15 protein-coding genes are annotated in these 15,832 nt (G+C 54.1%); 5 read left to right on the forward strand and 10 right to left on the reverse strand.

The window, feature by feature from the left end; translation table 11 throughout:
• Positions 1-10: 10 nt before the first annotated feature.
• Together BS29_RS02955 and BS29_RS02960 are read right to left on the reverse strand one after the other, a co-directional pair.
• A complete protein-coding gene (locus BS29_RS02955) occupies positions 11-1,975 on the reverse strand; it encodes a proprotein convertase P-domain-containing protein (protein WP_229955735.1) in 1,965 nt (654 codons plus the stop codon).
• Positions 1,976-2,098: 123 nt separating this feature from the next.
• Positions 2,099-2,857 carry a 16S rRNA (uracil(1498)-N(3))-methyltransferase gene (locus tag BS29_RS02960; protein WP_229955736.1) on the reverse strand — a complete coding sequence of 253 codons (759 nt, stop codon included), beginning with the start codon at positions 2,855-2,857 and terminating at the stop codon, positions 2,099-2,101.
• A gap of 135 nt (positions 2,858-2,992) precedes the next feature.
• On the opposite strand from BS29_RS02960, the gene ubiA reads away from it, so the two are divergent.
• The 4 genes from ubiA (at position 2,993) to BS29_RS02980 (ending at position 7,163) form a co-directional block, all read left to right on the forward strand.
• Complete coding sequence (gene ubiA / locus BS29_RS02965) at positions 2,993-3,907, forward strand: 4-hydroxybenzoate octaprenyltransferase (protein WP_229955737.1); 915 nt, start codon at positions 2,993-2,995, stop codon at positions 3,905-3,907.
• A 104-nt stretch (positions 3,908-4,011) separates the two neighbouring features.
• Entirely contained in the window at positions 4,012-5,031 is a 1,020-nt protein-coding gene (locus BS29_RS02970; RefSeq protein ID WP_229955738.1) for an aldo/keto reductase, read from the forward strand.
• A 34-nt stretch (positions 5,032-5,065) separates the two neighbouring features.
• Positions 5,066-6,001 carry an NAD(P)H-dependent flavin oxidoreductase gene (locus BS29_RS02975; protein WP_229955739.1) on the forward strand — a complete coding sequence of 312 codons (936 nt, stop codon included), beginning with the start codon at positions 5,066-5,068 and terminating at the stop codon, positions 5,999-6,001.
• A gap of 31 nt (positions 6,002-6,032) precedes the next feature.
• Positions 6,033-7,163 (forward strand): MDR/zinc-dependent alcohol dehydrogenase-like family protein, encoded by a 1,131-nt coding sequence (locus BS29_RS02980; protein ID WP_229955740.1) that lies wholly within the window; start codon positions 6,033-6,035, stop codon positions 7,161-7,163.
• 114 nt (positions 7,164-7,277) lie between these two features.
• On the opposite strand, the gene BS29_RS02985 is transcribed toward BS29_RS02980, so the two are convergent.
• From BS29_RS02985 to BS29_RS02995, 3 genes are all read right to left on the reverse strand, one after another.
• Positions 7,278-7,904 (reverse strand): pyridoxamine 5'-phosphate oxidase family protein, encoded by a 627-nt coding sequence (locus BS29_RS02985; RefSeq protein WP_229955741.1) that lies wholly within the window; start codon positions 7,902-7,904, stop codon positions 7,278-7,280.
• Positions 7,905-7,983: 79 nt separating this feature from the next.
• Positions 7,984-8,364, reverse strand: a complete 381-nt coding sequence (locus tag BS29_RS02990; RefSeq protein ID WP_229955742.1) for a VOC family protein — start codon at positions 8,362-8,364, stop codon at positions 7,984-7,986.
• On the reverse strand, positions 8,361-8,762 hold the full coding sequence (locus BS29_RS02995; protein ID WP_229955743.1) for a VOC family protein: 402 nt from the start codon (positions 8,760-8,762) through the stop codon (positions 8,361-8,363). Before BS29_RS02995 ends, BS29_RS02990 begins: the two co-directional genes overlap by 4 nt.
• A 125-nt stretch (positions 8,763-8,887) precedes the next feature.
• On the opposite strand from BS29_RS02995, the gene soxR reads away from it, so the two are divergent.
• Entirely contained in the window at positions 8,888-9,331 is a 444-nt protein-coding gene (gene soxR / locus BS29_RS03000) for a redox-sensitive transcriptional activator SoxR (RefSeq protein WP_229955744.1), read from the forward strand.
• Positions 9,332-9,442: 111 nt separating this feature from the next.
• Here the strand turns inward: soxR and BS29_RS03005 are convergent, their stop codons facing one another.
• The 5 genes from BS29_RS03005 to BS29_RS03025 all read right to left on the reverse strand — a co-directional run bounded on the left by BS29_RS03005 (position 9,443) and on the right by BS29_RS03025 (position 15,831).
• Positions 9,443-9,988, reverse strand: a complete 546-nt coding sequence (locus BS29_RS03005) for a PEPxxWA-CTERM sorting domain-containing protein (protein WP_229955745.1) — start codon at positions 9,986-9,988, stop codon at positions 9,443-9,445.
• Between the two features lie 167 nt (positions 9,989-10,155).
• Entirely contained in the window at positions 10,156-13,593 is a 3,438-nt protein-coding gene (gene smc / locus BS29_RS03010; RefSeq protein ID WP_229955746.1) for a chromosome segregation protein SMC, read from the reverse strand.
• Between the two features lie 83 nt (positions 13,594-13,676).
• Positions 13,677-14,420 carry a DsbA family protein gene (locus BS29_RS03015; RefSeq protein WP_229955747.1) on the reverse strand — a complete coding sequence of 248 codons (744 nt, stop codon included), beginning with the start codon at positions 14,418-14,420 and terminating at the stop codon, positions 13,677-13,679.
• Positions 14,421-14,455: 35 nt separating this feature from the next.
• On the reverse strand, positions 14,456-15,163 hold the full coding sequence (locus tag BS29_RS03020; RefSeq protein WP_229955748.1) for a DsbA family protein: 708 nt from the start codon (positions 15,161-15,163) through the stop codon (positions 14,456-14,458).
• Entirely contained in the window at positions 15,160-15,831 is a 672-nt protein-coding gene (locus BS29_RS03025; protein ID WP_229956927.1) for a DUF721 domain-containing protein, read from the reverse strand. Before BS29_RS03025 ends, BS29_RS03020 begins: the two co-directional genes overlap by 4 nt.
• Position 15,832 lies beyond the last annotated feature (1 nt).

Genomic DNA, 15,832 nt, shown 5'->3' on the forward strand with positions numbered 1-15,832 from the left:
CTCGCCGTCACTAGTCCAAGGTGACCTGAAACGTGAGGGCAAAGCCTTCTGCGGGTCCGAGGCTTGCGGCCGTTGCTGTCACGACCGATCCGCTGATCGACGCACCGAACGGATCACTTTCGTCTGCACCGACATTGTCGTCATCTTCGGCGGTTGAAGCTGAACCACAGTTGCTACCGCTTTGCATGGATGCAGGCGTGTAGGTGAGGTTGCCGGGGATCGTATCGGTTGCGCTGATTGACGAAGCGGTGGCGCTACCGGCGTTGGAAATCAATATGCAATATTGAACCGTTGCGCCGGGGATGGATTTCGGATTGGTGGTGCCGTTGACGGGATCGCTGATCACGCTGCTTATTTTGGTGACGCTCAGTGCCGTTTGTGGCGCACAAAAACTGATGTCATGGATCGCGATTGCCTGACCATCAGGAACCGGCGGTGCCGTAGTGTGGTTTCCGTAAATGATGGTGATTGTATCCACCGGCGAAAGGAAGGTAACAACAACATTACCGTCTCCCGATGTACCGCCAGATCCGGCATCTCCGATCGCGACATTGCCAACAACATAGTTTGCAACACCATTGGTTAAGGTTGGTGTGACCGTTGCGCCATTATAGCTACCGATGACCGTAAGTTTGTCGGCGAAATCATTAGCGGCAAAGTCGACATCAAAAACGGTAAATTGCATGCCCGGAACGGCGGTGGGCAGGGTCAAGACGGTGGTCGCCGTCTGTGATTGATTGGCGAAATCCAGGAATTGATGCAGCGACAATTGCGTGCCAGCAAAGCCGCCATTATTGGCATTGCCCAAGCTGGGGCTTTGACCTCCGAATGCGGGATCATTCACAAAAACGCCAGGTGAACTGACCGACCAGTTGATCGTGCCGATTCCGGTGAGATTGTAGCTGTTGTTCAAAGAACCCGCGGTCCATGAGACCGTGTCCCAGTCAAACAGGATCTGGTTTGCAATCGAGCATATACTGCCGAGGTTGGGCGGCGTGCCAGCGACCCGAGTGCCCGAGACTGTGAGTGTGGCGTCATCATAATCATCTTCGCCGATGCTGCCGTTGTTAGGCGTTGAGTCAGGGTCGAGAGCGGATGATGCGATCACCTCTGCTGTGTTAATCACGCTGGCACCCGATGTCGCAGTAACGTTCGCGACGATGTTTAAAGTGCGAGTCTGGCCAATCGGGACCGAACCAACCGTCCATATGCCCGTGCCGCTGTTATAGCTTCCAAATCCTGATGCGCTTACAAAACTGACCCCGAGCGGCAAGATATCCTGTACCAAGACGCCTGTTGCATTCTCTGTCGACCCGGCAGCGTTGGTGACAGAAATTGTGTAGGTGACGTTGGTTGCGTTGGCAGGCGTTGTATTGCTCACGGTCTTGTTGACCGACAAGTCCGCAAAATTGGCAGGCTGTTCGGTCAGATAGAGTTCAGCATGCTGAAAGGTACCATTGTCCTGGGTCGGGAATAGATCGCAAATCTCCAAACGCCAGGTGCCCAGGCTGTTTTCTCCGTTGAACGCGGACAGCGAATTATTGGGAATGAAGTCGTTTGCAAAAGGTGGCGGTGCGGTGGTCGAATGGTTTACGGTGTTGCCATCCGTATTCACGGTTTGCGTTCCGCTGTCATTCAGACGGACGTTGAAATTATCGCCGCTGACGCTGTTTGTATCTCCGTTGACCAGCTGGACCGTTGTTCCGGCTGGCGATTCCAGGGTCAGGCGAATATCACCACGCCAGCTATGGGTTGCAAAAACACCGAGATCGACGTCCGAAACGGTGAAGCTTGTGCCAACAGAGAAGTTTCTAACCAATGGTGCGGCACAAGTGGTCGCGCCATTAATTGTCCCATTCGTCGGATTAACAAAAGTGTTGACTGTTTGGGCTGTGGCCGTCCCCGAAAAGAGCGTGAAGACAGCAAAGCATAGCAGCACGCGCAATAAGTCTATCGCCCATGCTCTGCGGTGCAACCTTTCTGGCCCAAGGTCTAATCCAACATACATGGCGTTGGTTTAGGCAAACATGCTGAATAATTGGTAAAAATATCATGTATTAAGAGCAGTTAACGAAATTTTACACCCAGGTGATGGAAATCAATCCCAGTCACCGCGGCCTGCCATCCACAGGCTGATTGCCGCCACGGCCGCTGTATCAGCTCGCAATATTCGCGGACCCAGTGAAACTGGTACCGATTGGGGCAGGGCGCGGATGGCTTCATTTTCCCTATCTGAAAAGCCGCCTTCTGGGCCGATCAAGAGGGCAGCTGGACCGGCATGGGCAACCAAAGCCTTGCGAAAGCTGCCCTCTCCGCTTTCATGCACACGTTCATCAGCGAAAAACAGATGCCGATCCGTTGGCCAGTTTTGGAGCATCTCGTCCAACTTGATCAATCCGTCCAGCGCGGGAAGGGCGGTTCGTTCGCATTGCTCAGCGGCTTCAATCATATGTACCCATATCTTGTCCGGTTTAACCTGCACATTCTGGGTTCGCTCGGTCTGCACCGGGACCATTTTGGCGACACCCAATTCCGTGGCTTTCTCGGCAACCCAGTTGTAACGATCCTTTTTGATCGGAGCAGCAAGCAACCATAGGTCCGGCACAATTTCGCGTTCCCGCGTTTTGCCATCGATCAGCAATATGAGATCGCGTTTACCAAGCATGGTGACATGCGCCAGATATTCACCCGTTCGATTGTCGAAAAGCTTTACGGGCTGACCTTCTTTTATTCGCATGACTTTCAGCAGATAATGCGCGTGGCCGCCGTCCAGCCTGATTTCCGCACCTTCGCTAAGCTCGGTATCGACATAGAGACGCGGGGCGCTGCGTGGTGGATAGGCGGGTGTGGCGGGCATATGGTTTTCTATACATATAACCAGAGCTTCGTCATGCTGAATTTATTTCAGCATCTGGCTATCGTTTTGTTTTTAAGCGAGATCCTGAATCAAGTTCAGGATGACGAATTTTAACCGATGTTCTAAGGCCCAGATATGTCAACCCGACCGGAAATCGTTCCTGATACAGAATATCGCGGCTTTATGGGCCTACTGCCTGCTGCCGCACGTCCCTATGCGCTGCTTGCCCGTCTCGACCGCCCGATTGGCTGGTGGCTGCTCTTTTGGCCCTGCGCGTGGGGCGTGGCCCTGACAGGTGGTGCGGTGCAGCGTTGGGACTTGCTGCTCTGGTTGCTCTTGGGCTCGATTGCAATGCGCGGCGCAGGCTGTGTCTATAACGATATTGTTGATCGTGACCTCGACAAGCAGGTGGAACGCACCCGCTCACGGCCATTAGCCAGCGGCGTGGTATCATTGAAAGCGGCGTGGATATGGTTGAGTCTTTTGTGCCTGATCGGGCTTGTAACATGGTTTCAGCTAAATCTGGCGGCCAAGCTCGTGGCGCTGGGAAGCCTTGCCCTGGTGGCGGGCTATCCCTTTATGAAGCGGATTACGTGGTGGCCACAGGCCTGGCTTGGCATGGTTTTCTCATGGGGCGCGCTGGTTGGCTGGCTGGCGATAGAACCCGGTTTTTCATCGGCGATGCTGCTCCTCTACGCCGGGTCAATATTCTGGGTAATCGGTTTTGATACAGTCTATGCCCTGCAAGACCGCGAGGATGATGCGCTAGTCGGCATCCGTTCCAGCGCGCTCAGGCTCGGTGACAATGTCCGTTTCGGGGTGCTGGTTTTCTATCTGCTGGCACTGGCCAGTTGGGCAGGTGCATTCTGGACCGTGCGGCCGCAGGTTCTGGGTCTGGTCGCCCTGATCCCGCTGGCGCTGCATTTATTGTGGCAGGTCGGCACGCTGAACAGCAGCGATGGCGATGACGCCTTGGCCAAATTCCGGTCCAACCGTTTTGCCGGTTTCCTGATGTTTCTCGCCTGTCTGGTGCTCGGGCAGGCCGGATAGAACAAATCTCTTTCCGGTTTAGTTACATTGCCTCTTGCAACCTATGTAGATTCTGGCATCTTTAACCGTATAGTTAAAACCTCAAATCATCCCGGAGAGCCTGAATGAAACGACGCCGTCTTGGCAAGAGTGCCTTGCATGTTTCCGATATATGCATGGGCACGATGACTTTTGGCACGGGCGCTGATGAAGCCATGTCACACAAGATCATGGATCAGTCGCTGGATGCCGGGATCAACTTTTTCGATACCGCCGAAATCTATCCCGTACCGCCCAAGCTTGAATATTCTGGCCGGACCGAAGAAATTGTCGGCCGCTGGCTGAAAGATAAAGACCGCGATTCGATCATATTGGCGACCAAAGTGGCGGGGCCCAGCGGCGGCTGGTTCCAGGCTGCGGTGCGTCAGGGCAATACCGCATTGGATCGCCACAATATCGTCAAGGCGCTGGATGATAGTCTCAAGCGTCTGGGGACCGATTACATTGATCTATACCAAACCCATTGGCCGGATCATGGCACTGTCTATGACGAGACCATGGAAGTGCTCGACGATCAAATCCGCGCGGGAAAAATTCGGGCCATCGGCTGTTCCAATGAAACCAGCTGGGGCTTGATGAAATCGCTGGAGGCTTCCGAACGCCTCGGCGTCACCCGCTATTGCACGATCCAGAATAATTTCAGCATGAACAACCGCCGGTTCGAAGATGAACTCGCGCAGGTCTGCAAGAAAGAAGGGGTGAGCCTGATCCCTTATTCGCCGCTCGCAGGCGGAGTGCTGTCCGGCAAGTATAATGATGGTGCAAAACCGGAAGGTGCCCGTTTTTCCGCCTATCTCGCCATGGAAGGCAAGCGCCAGTTCAAAATGGCGCAGCGTTTCGTAAATGAAAAGAGCATTGCGTCGACCAAGCGGTTTATGGCGATTGCCGATGAAGCTGGCATCGCGCCGGTTACTCTCGCCACCGCCTGGTCCAAGCAGCATGATTTTGTGGCGTCCACGATCGTCGGTGCGACACATACAGACCAGCTGCCCGACATATTTGCCGCCAGCGAATTGGTGCTCAGCGACGATGTTATGAAGGCCGTCGATAAAGTAACCAAAGACATTCTCTATCCGATGGGCTGATCGGCCAAAATCCATCCAAAGAAAGTTTAAAATAATGAACCGTTTTCTCGAACATACTGGCGCGAAATACCCGATTGTGCAGGCTCCGATGGGCTGGATCGCCCGTTCGCAACTCGCTTCTGCCGTCTGTAATGCCGGCGGTCTTGGCATTATCGAAACATCATCTGGCGAGACAGAAAATTGCATGGCGGAAATTGCCAAGATGAGCGACCTGACCGATGCGCCTTTTGGTGTGAACCTGCCGATTATGTTTCTAAAAGACCCGGCAATTCTCGACCATATTTGCGGTTCGGGCGTGAAATTTGTGACGACGTCCGCTGGAAGTCCGGCCAAGTTTATTGGCCCGCTTAAAGAAGCTGGTATTACTGTTTATCACGCCGTTCCAACGGTTGATGCTGCGATGAAATGCGTGGAGGCCGGCATTGATGGCCTGGTGGTCGAAGGTGCAGAAGGTGGTGGTTTCAAAAATCCTGAAGAAGTCTCGACTTTGGTCCTATTGCAAGCCATTCGCCGCCAATCCGACATACCGATGGTCGCTGCTGGCGGTATCGCGGACGGCAAAGGCATGGCGGCGGCTTTTGCTCTGGGAGCGGAGGCGGTCCAGATGGGCACGCGTTTTGTGTCCAGCGCGGAAAGCCCGGTGCATCATAACTATAAACAAGCGATACTGGATGCCAAGGAAACTGGCACTTATGTGCTGAACAAGAAAGCGACGCCCTGCATTCGCGCTTTGAAAACCGAGCGCACCGCAAAAATCTACGAAGACGGCCTGATGCCGCCCGATACGTTCAAGGGCATATTGGACGTCTATTTTGGCGGCGATATGGAGGCCGCTGTTGGCCTGGCCGGACAATCATCCGGTTTGATTGACGAGGTAAAAACTGCCAAACAGATTATCGACGAAACCGTGGAAGAGTTTTTCACTATTACCGAGCGTATGAGCGCCCTGAACGCATCCAAAAGTTTTTAGACCCAACCCTAAATAAACAAGGAATTTCCAAATGAGCATCGACAACGCAAAGCAACTATTCACCACGGTAACCGATGACGGCAAGCTGGTGCTCTCGGTCGAGCCCTATGATGTGCCGGAGCCCAAGGATCATGAAGTGGTCGTGCAGATGGAGGCGGTGCCGATCAACCCATCTGACTTGGGACTGCTAACCGCCCCTGCGGATATGGATACCGTGCGCAGCGAGGAAGTGGACGGGCACCCAGCTCTGGTCGCGGATATTGATCCCAAAATGATGCGTATCTTTGCCGGCCGCAAAGGCAAGAAGCTTGCGGCGGGCAATGAAGGCGCAGGTAAAGTGGTCGCGGCCGGTGCATCGGACGCCGCTCAGGCCTTGCTCGGCAAGACCGTTACGATTGTCGGCGGCGAAATGTATCGCACCCACCGCGTGATGCCAGCGATGATGTGTGTGCCGCTTCCAGAAGGCGCTCCCGCAAAAGAAGGCGCCAGCCTGTTCGTCAATCCGATGACGGCGCAGGGTTTCGTCAACACCATGCGTGCAGAAGGTCATGAAGCGTTGGTCCATACAGCCGCCGCTTCCAACCTCGGCCAGATGCTCGCCAAATTGTGCCTGAAGGAAAATATTCCTTTGGTTGCGATTGTGCGGAGCGATGAGCAAAAGAAAATCCTCACCGACATTGGACTGACCTATGTTCTGGATAGCTCCAAAGATGACTTCATGCCTAACCTTGTCGATGCGCTCGCTGAGACCGGCGCGACATTGGGGTTTGATGCCATTGGCGGTGGCAAGATGGCCAACTATATCCTCACCGCAATGGAACAGGCCGCGGCGAAACGCGGCGCCGAATTCAGTGTCTATGGTTCAACCGTCAACAAGCAGGTTTATATCTATGGCCGTCTCGACACGGGCGACACGATCCTGGGCGCGGGCTATGGCCTCTATTGGGGCGTCGGCGGCTGGCTGCTCACCCCGCATCTGGAAGAAGTTGGCATGGAGCGCATGATGGAAATGCGGATGTTCACCGTCGCCGAGCGCAATGGCATTTTCCACAGCGATTATTCGAGCGAAATCAGCCTGATGGACATGATCGATCCGGACATTGCCAAAGCCTATGAGAAGAAGGCGACCAGTGAGAAGGTGCTGGTTAACCCATCGCTTTGATTGCGGCCGATCGTTTCTGATCTGTAATTCGTCATCCTGAACTTGTTTCAGGATCTCCTTAATCAAGCGCCTTGTCGTGGGAGATCCCGGATCAAGTCCGGGATGACGGAGATGTTAGCCGCTTTGGCTTCCCAGTTTTTCCCGCAGTTCTTCATTCTCGGCCGTTAGGCGAGCGATCTCATCCTGCAGCGGCTTGGCAGCTAGATCGACCATATCTTTCGTAAAGCGCGGGACGATATGTTGTGGGCAATTCCAGTCGTAGGATTCCAGCGTCAGGGTCATCAGTCGCTCTGGCTCGCCCGGATAATCGGTATCGATGATCCGTGTCGCCAGCTGCGGGTTGTCGTCCAGCTGATGGACGGCAAGATGCGCGAGCAACTTCAATCGTTTGCGCCGGGGATAGTCGACCATGAACAGGGCAACTCGGTCATCAGCCTGGACATTGCCCAGGCTGATATATTGCCGATTGCCGCGAAAATCGGCAAAGCCAAGCGTCTTGTCATCCAACACTTTCAGAAAGCCGGGCGGACCGCCGCGATGCTGGACATAGGGCCAGCCATTTTCTGAAACGCTGGCCATGTAGAAACTATCGCGAGCGGCAATGAAAGCGGCGGCGCGATCATCGAAATGATCGAAACGCCGGTCGCCAGGAAAATCTTCCCATTGTTCACGTGCGCCATTTTCCGCCTGGGCAGCGCGGACGCTGTCAGTGGTCAGCATGTCGAGAAATTTATAGCTCATGATCAGTCTCCGCCGCCCGGTTCGGGCTCTTGTTGTCACAAGTTACAGCAAAAGACGGGCGGCGGACATGATCTATTCGTCAGCCATAATTGACAATCTCATATTCGATCCCGTTCCAGTCGAAAAAGTAAAACCGCCGGCCCGGATCATAGTCGTCATGGCCAAATGGCTCGAGGCCAGCGGCCTTTACTTTATCCTCAACCGCATCGAGATCATCGACCGTCATCGCGACATGGTTTAGCGGCTCACCCTTGTTGAAATGCGGCTCTGCCTGCTTGATTTTGTCATTGGTGTAGAGCGCCAGATATTGATCATCGGTCCCGACATGGATCGTGTGGCCACCCAACATTGATGGCCCCTCCCACCGGATATGCCACCCAAAAAGGTCGCGCATCAGGTCGGCGGAGCGCTGCGGGTCGCTCACGGTCATGTTCACATGTTCCAGAGTTGCTATTGTCATTTTTCATATCCTTTTCCTTGGTTGCTGTTTGAAATTCGCCATGGCGGGAAGCGGCGATTGTTGCCGCCGTAAAAGAGGCACAGCGCGTTGCCGGCCGGATCACGCAGTCGCGCCTCGCGCCAGCCCCAGCTTTGGTCTTTCGGTTGTGTGTCGAAGACTATACCCTTCGCTTCCAACGCCGCGACATCATCATCCAGCGTTTCGGTCTCGAAATAGACCATCATGGTTGGTTTGAAGGTTTGTTCCATTGCGTGAATGGAAAAAGTCTCTCCGCTATCCGTCTCGAAGCGCGCATAGTTGGGTGGGGCGTCGACAATCTGCACGAGTCCGAGTGTCTGATAAAATTGGACAGAGGCGTCATAATCTAGACAGCCCACTGTCACTTGGTTCAGTTTCATATTCTATAACTTCCTTAAAAACGGTATTTTTCTTAGGGCTTTCCGTCCTCACTTGCGATTCGTACAACCTCAAGTTAAGTTGAGGTCAAGAGATTATTTTGATAACTGTTCAAGAAGAAAATTTCATGGTCGAAACCAGATCACTGACTATTGGGGCACTAGCGGCGCGGACCGGTCTATCGGTCTCCGCGATCCGCTTTTATGAGGAAAAAGGGCTGGTCGAACCCTTCCGCTCCGGCGGCGGTCAGCGCCGGTTTCTGCGGTCTGATATCAGGCGGCTTTCTTTCGTCCTGATCGCTCAGCAATTGGGATTAACAATTGGAGAGATTGAAGCGCAATTATCGAAACTGCCTCACGGTCGGACCCCGACGCAAGCGGACTGGACGCGGATCAGCAAGGCAATGCGAAAGGTGATAGACGGACGGATTGCCGAATTGGAACGAACGCGGGACCGGCTTGACGGCTGCATCGGTTGTGGATGTTTAAGCCTGAAAAAATGCCAACTTTATAATCCGGAAGATCGGGTGGGGCTAAAAGGGGCGGGTCCAAGACTGGTTTTGGAGGATTGATACCGATTCAAAGGCCGAAGTACTGGACATTCTCACAGCGAACATCCGCCGCCAATAAAAAACCCCCGCCGAATCTCTTCGGCGGGGCTGAAATCAAAACTGATTGTGAGCTTACGCGTAGCTGACTTTCACATTGGCTTTGCGTGCTGCGTTTTTCTGACGACGCATGGCACCGCCAATAGCGCCAAAGCCAAGGATCATGAACGCCCATGTGGCTGGCTCTGGAACCGAACCAACAGCAAGCTGAACGGAGTCGCCTGCCGATGCGTCCGTATCGATAAAGTCGAGTGTCAAAACGCCGTTCACAAGCGTAATGTCGCCTGCGTCAAAATCGTTGACCGAACTACCGATGAAGGAGAACGAGTTAAACTGGTTGGTCAGATTGGTAAATTCCAGAACCGTTCCACCCAGGGAAAAACCTCTAAGCGCGGTAAGTTCCAGCGTGCCGGTGCCAAAATCAACACCAATGAAATTGGTGCCGTTGCCGACCAGAAACTCGTCGCCAGCGCCGACCGTCGCATTTGCCTGATCACAGAAAAAAGTTCCGGATCCGACCTGTGAACATGTCACTGAATCCATGATATTCGCAGCCTGTGCAGCTTGCGGCATCGCCGCAGCGGCAGCGATAGCTGTTGTGGCATAAAGAATTTTTCTCATATTTCGCTTCCCTGTTAGTCTTTGGTGCTGCCCAAGAGCAAAACCGATATTCAGAATAAAATAATCCTAATGATTCCTTAATGAATCAGTCTTCACGGTGCAACAGCTATAACTATAAATTGAGTTTCATTTTGGGACGGCGGCTGGATAATATAGAAACTGGTTCGCTACTCCGCCGCCAAAAGCTCTTCCGCGGCATCCAGATCCACCGAGACGAGCTGCGAAATCCCGCGCTCGATCATCGTCACGCCGAATAATCGGTGCATCCGGCTCATCGTCACTGCATTGTGAGTCACGATCAGATAGCGTGTGTTGGTTTCTGCAACCATTTTATCGAGCAGATCGCAAAAGCGCTCGATATTCGCATCGTCCAGCGGTGCATCAACCTCGTCGAGCACGCAAATTGGCGCGGGATTGGTAAGGAACAGGCCAAAGATTAGCGCAACGGCGGTTAGCGCTTGCTCGCCACCTGATAGCAAGGTCAAAGACGTTAGCTTCTTGCCTGGCGGTTGCGCCATGATCTCCAGACCGGCTTCCAGCGGGTCATCGCTGTCAACCAGCTCGAGATGCGCCTTGCCGCCATTGAACAATGTCGTGAATAACCGCTGGAAATGCTGGTCGACTTCTTCAAAGGCCGTCAATAGCCGTTGCCGGCCCTCACGATTGAGGCTGCCAATGGAACCACGCAGCTGGTTAATCGCCTCGTTCAGTTCTTCGCTTTCCTTGGTCGACTTTTCCCATTCGGTTTCGAGTTCTTCCAGCTCATCAGCGGCGACCAAGTTTACCGGTCCGATCCGTTCCCGGCTGAGCGTTAGCCTCTCTAGTTCCGCTGACTCCAGGGCAGCGTCGCCCACGGTCTTCTCGTCAAATTCACATTTTGCGGATAACATTTGCGGCGGGCACTCAAATTTCTCGCCGGAAATGCGGCCCATTTCAACGCGGCGCAGCTCCTGGTTTTCAGCGCGCGCCTTGGCTCCGGCGCGTTCCTCACGCGCCTGACTGAGCGCTTCGCTTGTTGCATTCAACCGATCTTCATGGTCGCGCTGCGCCAGTTCGGCCTGTTGTTGTGCTGAATCTTTTTCAGCTACCACAGCATTCAGGGCATCCTGCTGTTCCTGAAGCTTGGCAACCTCCACTTCGATCACGCGCGGACGGTCGGCGAGCTTTTCAACTTCCGCCTCAATCGCGGTGCCGCGCTTGCTCATCTCAGCCATCCGAGTTGCCGCTTCACTGGAACGATCCTGCCAGGATTTAACTTGTGCGCTGGCGACGGCTTTTTGTTCGTTTACTTGTGCAAGCTTTTGGTCGAGACCTGACAAAGCGGCTTGGGATGACATAACTTGCTGCCGTGCTGTATCGCGCTGGTCCTGCAGGGCGGTGCGCGCGCTTTCTTGTGCCGCGCCGTCAGGCTGCCCATTCCGTTCCTTCTGCGCTGCATCCAGCTCTGTTTGAGCCGCTGTGGCCTCTTCTTTCAGTGCCGCTTCCCGTTGTGACAAGCTGGCCGTCCGTTTCTGTAGCCAGCCTAAAGCTTCTTCGGCCTGATCCGCTTCACGCAGCGCTTGTCGCAACAAGTCTTCTGCCTCACGGCGGGCCACACGGGCATCAGCTAGTTGCTGCTCTGCTGTGGTGATAGCTTCCTGCTGTTCGTGTAACGCTGCCTCTGCTTCGGCAACCTTCGTTTCGGCGGGCCCCAGCAGGCCTGTTAATTCGGTCAGACGATTGGCGCGGACCAGGCGTTCCGCGCTGGCGCTTCCATCATCGCGTGCCACAAAACCGTCCCAGCGGCGCAGCGCTCCTGATTTCGTAACAAGTCTCTGGCCAATGGCGAGTGATTGTTTCGTATCGCTGTCGGCAACAAAAATCTGTGAAAGGCGATTGTGCAACTCTCGCGGTGCTTCGACATGGTCGAGCAGCGTCTCCGTTCCGTCTTGCGCTTTCCCCGATGTGGAAGCGTCACCACCGCCCCAGAAGCGGTCACCCTCTTCGCCGATTGAAGCGAGCAAATCATCGCCTAAGGCCGCCGCCAAAGCTCGTTCATAGCCAGGTGCTGCCTTGACTTGATCAATCGCCTTATGATCGCTCTCGCCTTTGGACAGCTCGCGTTCCAAAGCGCCATGCTCGGACGAGAGGCCAGCCAGTTCAGCCTTTACGGTTGCGAGGTGGGATTCGGCCTCATCGCGCGCTTCGCTGGCAGCCAATCGTTGGGCTTCCAACGCGGCAATTTGCGCTCCGCTATTGTCGGCCTGTTTCTGCGCCGCTTCTCGTGCGGCAACGGCGTCGGCAAGAGCGGTCTTGAGTTCCTTTTCATCGCCCATTTCGGCGCGTTCTTCAGCCAGCCGCTCCAGCTCTACGGACAGTCGCTCGTGGCGAGCGTGCGCTGCCTCCAGTGCAGCATCAGCTACCTTAATCTCCGCTTGAATGCGTGCTTCTTCGGCAACCGCTTTGGCCAGTTCAACTTCACTATCACTCGCCGCGCGTTCAGCTTTTTCCGCTTGCTTCTCAAGCTCTGGACGCTCCGATTCCAATTGCGAGAGTTCGCTTGTGAGTCTTTTGTCATCCGCTTCCAGTCGGGACAAAGCCTCCATAGCATCGCGGGTCAATTGATCTTCGCGTGCATTGTCGTCCTTGATCCGTTGCGCTTGGGCTTGCAGGTCAAGCAAGCGTGATTTCAGATTGTCGCGCTCGTTGGTCAGGGACAGCAGACGATGGCTAGACTCGCTTGCTTCCTCCCGCGCTCTTGTGAGATCTGCACGCAAGAGACCCAATGTTTTTGCGCTTTCATTCTGCGCTTTCACTGCTGATTGTTGGGCATTTTGGGCCGCATTGACCTTGGCTTCTGCGGTTTCTGCCTCTGCTTTAGCGGCATCGGCAGCCGCAGCGGCTTCTTTCCAGCGTGCAAAGATCAGACGCGCTTCTACCGTTGTGATTTGGCCGCTGAGTTTCTTGTAGCGCTCTGCCTGCTTGGCTTGCCGGCGCAAGGCCGAGGCACGCTGTTCCATATCACCGAGAATATCGTCGAGCCGCGCCAGATTCTTCTCCGCTGCCCTCAATTTTTGCTCGGCATCTTTTCGGCGGACATGCAGTCCTGAAATGCCTGCTGCTTCTTCCAGCATCTCACGTCGGTCAGTCGGTTTGGAGGAGATAACGTTGCTGATCTTACCCTGACTGACCAGAGCGGGGCTGTGCGCACCGGTAGCTGCATCGGCAAAAATCAGTGCGACGTCCTTGGCGCGAACATCTGTGCCGTTGGCGCGATAAGCGCTGCCCGCTCCGCGTTCAATGCGCCGGACAATCTCCAGCTCGCTGTCATTGTCGCCGACATGCAGCGAGGATACGTCATCCGTTTCGCGTTCAGCATGTAACGCAACCTCGGCGAATTGCCGTTGTGGCCGCTGATCCGTACCGGCAAAGATCACATCTTCCATGCCCCCTCCGCGCATGGATTTGGGCGAGTTTTCACCCATCACCCAACGGATGGCTTCGAGAAGATTGGATTTGCCACAGCCATTGGGGCCGACCACGCCGGTCAGCCCTTTTTCAATGCGCAGCTCGGTGGGATCGACAAAGCTCTTAAAGCCCGAAAGTTTGAGCTTCTTTATTTGCACGCAGGTTGCCCCGCCTGAACTTTACCCATCCGTTGCATGGCTCGCTCCCCCAAAGCGATATTCTTGATTCATGGGCAGGGCGCTTACCGCGCGCCAGCCTCTTTCAATTTGGTTTCGACCATATTCCAGCTGGTACCGTCGATTTTCTGACCGTTGATCAGGAATGTCGGAGTGCCCTGGACATCAAAATCTTTCACCGCAGCTTGTGTATCAGCCATAAGTTTTTCGGCCGTGGCTTCCTCGCTCAAGCAGGCTTTGGCCTGATCTTCCGAAATACCGAGCTGTTGAAAATAGCTAATCAGGTCAAGTTGTTCCGCCAATTTGACGAACCGTTCATTCGGCTCTGATTGCAAAATGCCATTATAGGTGGCCTCACCCATAGCTTGTGCTTTTTCAAACATGGGCCCCTGGTTACTTAAGGCCTGTTTGGTGAGCGCGAAAAATGGTCCCTCACCGCCACAGCGAGACAATATGGCCGCGGTGAGGTCCAGTGGATCGCGGACGAAATTTCGGATCTCAAAGCTTACGCGGCCGGATTCGACGTAATTATCGCGTATACTGGTAAATGCATCCTCGCCGAAAGTGGCACAAACACCGCAGGTTATCGACATAAATTCGACAAGTTTAATCGGTGCATCTGGATTGCCCATCACATAACCGCCAGCTTCGGTTTGCGAGACCGTGGTGGACCATTGCTGGCCTTCTGGCGCTGCTACCGTTTCAAGGGCTTCACCCGATGTAGCACCGCCCTCAGTTTCTGCTGCACCGCCGCAACCAGTAAGCGCGAGTGCCAGAGCGACCGGTGCGAGATAGAGTGATTTAGACATAGATGTTTTCCTGTTATTCCTGAGAGATTCGATTTTCATTCTGGAAGTGCCAATAAAGTGGGACGCAATCTTGTCCAACTGTGGACTTTTTCAATAGGTTGGTCGTTGAGCGTGAAACTGGGCGTGCCGGTAAGTTTCAAAGTCCCAGTGGCATATTTTGTCATGTTCAGGATTTTATCCTGTGTCGCTTGATCGGTCAGGCAAGCATTCACTTGTCCTTTCGAATAGCCTCGCTTTTTCATCAGGCCATAAAAATCCGCTGCCTTGGCAATTTTTTTCATACGTTCGGGGATGGTGCCTTCATTCAATGATTGCATGACTTCCGATGAAGAGGACTGGAAAGTCTGCATCCAGCTTGCTTGAGAGGCCAGAAAAGCTCGGTGGTTGCCAAAAAACTTGGTGCGGCCGCCGCACCGTGCCAGCATGGCTGCGGTCAAATCAATCGGGTTGAGAACCAGATTGCGTACTTCAAAACTAACATGGCCTTTTTGAACGAAGTCAGACTTTAGCGAATTGTGCGATTCCGCTTCAAAATTCGCGCAATGATTGCAGGTATAGCTCATATATTCGGCCAGTTGATGCTTGGCCAAGGGGTTGCCGACAATATGGCCACCCATGTCGGACATGGTGACACGCTGTGCCCAGTCGGTTTGCGCTGTTTGTGATTGGGCATTGGTCGGAAAGGCAACGATAGTCGCTGCCGCCAATGCTGCTGAAGCAAGATACGCGCTTCCAAACTTCATGTGTCGTCCTTTTTCTTTTCTGGCTTTCGCCTGTCGCCACCGCCAATTTTTCCCAAGATGGTAATCGGCTTTGGTTCCTCTATTTGCGGAGCACCTTCCGAATTGGCAATAGCTGTTGCCAGTGATTCCAATACCCGGTTCAATTCCGGGTCACCGATATCGCGTAAACTGTCACCTAATTCTATCGGTGCAGGCTTTAGTGACGGTGGCGGTGCGACCCGTTTTTCTCTTGGCTTTTCAGGGTCTTTTGCAGGATTTACCGGCCCTTGTCTGAATCGCACCTGACTGATCGCGCCATAGCCGAAAAAGCGGTTCACCCGTTCAATAATCTCGGGTGTAATATGTTGCATCAAGGTCGAATGGGCGCCGGAAACCAGCAAATGCAGTGTTCCGCCTTCTTTTTCGCCGCGCGGAAAGCGGATTGATTCGGGCAGCGAGACGCCCGCATAGCGTTCTCCGACAATTTCGGGCCAGCGGCTGACAACAGAGCTTTGGATAAAGCCATAGCGACGAAAGGCGGCCCGGCCAATTTCTGGCATCAGATCGGAAATGCTGCGCGCTTCGCCGCCTCGGGGCCGCTGATATTTCTGAAATGTACGGCCCGCCGCAGATCGTCCAGCGCTTTTGCGCTTTGGATTCTCACTGTCCGGACTATTTTCCTTCGCCATA

The organism is Parasphingorhabdus litoris DSM 22379, assembly GCF_020906275.1.
GTDB lineage: Bacteria > Pseudomonadota > Alphaproteobacteria > Sphingomonadales > Sphingomonadaceae > Parasphingorhabdus > Parasphingorhabdus litoris.

Coding starts and splice junctions, on each gene's coding strand:
- BS29_RS02960 (WP_229955736.1), bottom strand. CDS start 2,857: ATGCCCGCCACACCCGCCTATCCACCACGCAGCGCCCCGCGTCTCTAT.
- ubiA (WP_229955737.1), top strand. CDS start 2,993: ATGTCAACCCGACCGGAAATCGTTCCTGATACAGAATATCGCGGCTTT.
- BS29_RS02970 (WP_229955738.1), top strand. CDS start 4,012: ATGAAACGACGCCGTCTTGGCAAGAGTGCCTTGCATGTTTCCGATATA.
- BS29_RS02975 (WP_229955739.1), top strand. CDS start 5,066: ATGAACCGTTTTCTCGAACATACTGGCGCGAAATACCCGATTGTGCAG.
- BS29_RS02980 (WP_229955740.1), top strand. CDS start 6,033: ATGAGCATCGACAACGCAAAGCAACTATTCACCACGGTAACCGATGAC.
- BS29_RS02985 (WP_229955741.1), bottom strand. CDS start 7,904: ATGAGCTATAAATTTCTCGACATGCTGACCACTGACAGCGTCCGCGCT.
- BS29_RS02990 (WP_229955742.1), bottom strand. CDS start 8,364: ATGACAATAGCAACTCTGGAACATGTGAACATGACCGTGAGCGACCCG.
- BS29_RS02995 (WP_229955743.1), bottom strand. CDS start 8,762: ATGAAACTGAACCAAGTGACAGTGGGCTGTCTAGATTATGACGCCTCT.
- soxR (WP_229955744.1), top strand. CDS start 8,888: ATGGTCGAAACCAGATCACTGACTATTGGGGCACTAGCGGCGCGGACC.
- BS29_RS03005 (WP_229955745.1), bottom strand. CDS start 9,988: ATGAGAAAAATTCTTTATGCCACAACAGCTATCGCTGCCGCTGCGGCG.
- BS29_RS03015 (WP_229955747.1), bottom strand. CDS start 14,420: ATGTCTAAATCACTCTATCTCGCACCGGTCGCTCTGGCACTCGCGCTT.
- BS29_RS03020 (WP_229955748.1), bottom strand. CDS start 15,163: ATGAAGTTTGGAAGCGCGTATCTTGCTTCAGCAGCATTGGCGGCAGCG.
- BS29_RS03025 (WP_229956927.1), bottom strand. CDS start 15,831: ATGGCGAAGGAAAATAGTCCGGACAGTGAGAATCCAAAGCGCAAAAGC.